Origin of the sequence: uncultured Campylobacter sp. (assembly GCF_937890585.1) — a bacterium.
Lineage (GTDB): Bacteria > Campylobacterota > Campylobacteria > Campylobacterales > Campylobacteraceae > Campylobacter_A.
Genome location: NZ_CALACG010000222.1, coordinates 1 through 1,353 on the forward strand (window position 1 = coordinate 1; position 1,353 = coordinate 1,353).

Consider the following 1,353-nt stretch of genomic DNA (forward strand, 5'->3'; position numbering starts at 1 on the left):
GGTCTCTGAGCCATCAAGACATCCTTTTTTGTATACAAATTTGTGCTATTGTCAGCTTCTCAACTTCAACCCCTTTGTTTATCATTATCTCGGCTTGAGATGTTTTATATTTTTTATCTCCATAAGCTATAGTATCTTTACATAAAAACGCCTCAAAGTCTAATCTGTTGCAGAAGTTTTCAAAATCATCAAAAAATAAAACTGTTCTATCTGTTGCATTAATATCTGAAAAAACAACATCATCAAAAGTAAGCAAATTGAATATATCCATTCGAAAAACACAAAAATTATCATCTGGGTGTCTTTTGATAAAAGCTAAAAACAATGGGTTATTGAAAGTAAAAGCAAATCTTACAAAGTCTTGAGTATTTTTGCCCTCGTCTAAATGTTTTGATAAATCATTACTTGATGAGTTGAAATTGATCTATCTATTTTTTAACTCATTTTGACTAAACAAATATCCATATTTTACAATAGAGCTCAAATTAGATAGTTTTGTAATGTGCCAAATAAAGTTAATATTTTTTTCCAATAAAAAATCAACAAAATCTTGTTTATACTCTTTCCATGGCTTTTTCATTATTTTGCCCTTATTTTTAGAGTTAGTAAATAATATATTTACAAATCTTAAAAATTAATAATTTTAAAAATATATTTTTACATGAATTAACAAAATAATTTTTTTAATTAGCTTGCTCAAAATTAGCACAAAAATTTCGTAGCATATAACTGTATAGTTTAAATTTCTAACTACAAAAGCATCAAGGCAAAGTATCTTGTGATGATTTTAAATGTTACGAAGAAATTTTCGACCGAAGATAGAACATATAGTTCATCGAGGGAGGAAATTTCTAGCTCATTTAAAGGCGTGCAAGAGACAAGCCTTTCCAAACTACTGAAGCCTGGCAATGATATTTCTTACGACTTCCGCCATCATCTCCACCGACGCTATCTCGCAGTGCTCGTTCACCGAGTGTGGCGAGTGGATGTTCGGGCCTATGGAGCAGGCTTGCAGCTCGGGCTGTTTTGCGACCAGTACGCCGCTCAAGACCAGCGTGCACGGCGGCAAATTTAGCCTGCGGCTTTTGTTTTTGCAGTTCTTCAAGCACCAGATGCGCGAAGTCGCTGATGCACGGCGCCCAGTTCGCCGAGCGATCGGTTACTCTCACGTCAAAGCCCAGCGCGCTAGCCAGCGTAGCGGTCTCAAAGCCCAGATTTTCGAGCCCCTCGCGCTTCATCGCGCGTCCAAAAAAGTCAAACTCGATCACGCCCTCTTTTTGCTTAACGGTTGAGAGATTTATACTTTCATTTACCATGCCAAGCTGCGTGTCGTAGCTGCGCACGCCCTGGGCA

1 protein-coding gene and 1 pseudogene are annotated in these 1,353 nt (G+C 37.0%); both read right to left on the minus strand.

Annotated features, from left to right (window positions below):
* Window positions 1-13 precede the first annotated feature (13 nt).
* Entirely contained in the window at window positions 14-424 is a 411-nt protein-coding gene (locus Q0296_RS06610; protein ID WP_298038297.1) for a DarT ssDNA thymidine ADP-ribosyltransferase family protein, read from the minus strand.
* A 436-nt stretch (window positions 425-860) separates the two neighbouring features.
* A pseudogene (locus Q0296_RS06615) lies at window positions 861-1,353 on the minus strand (hypothetical protein); the annotation flags it as partial.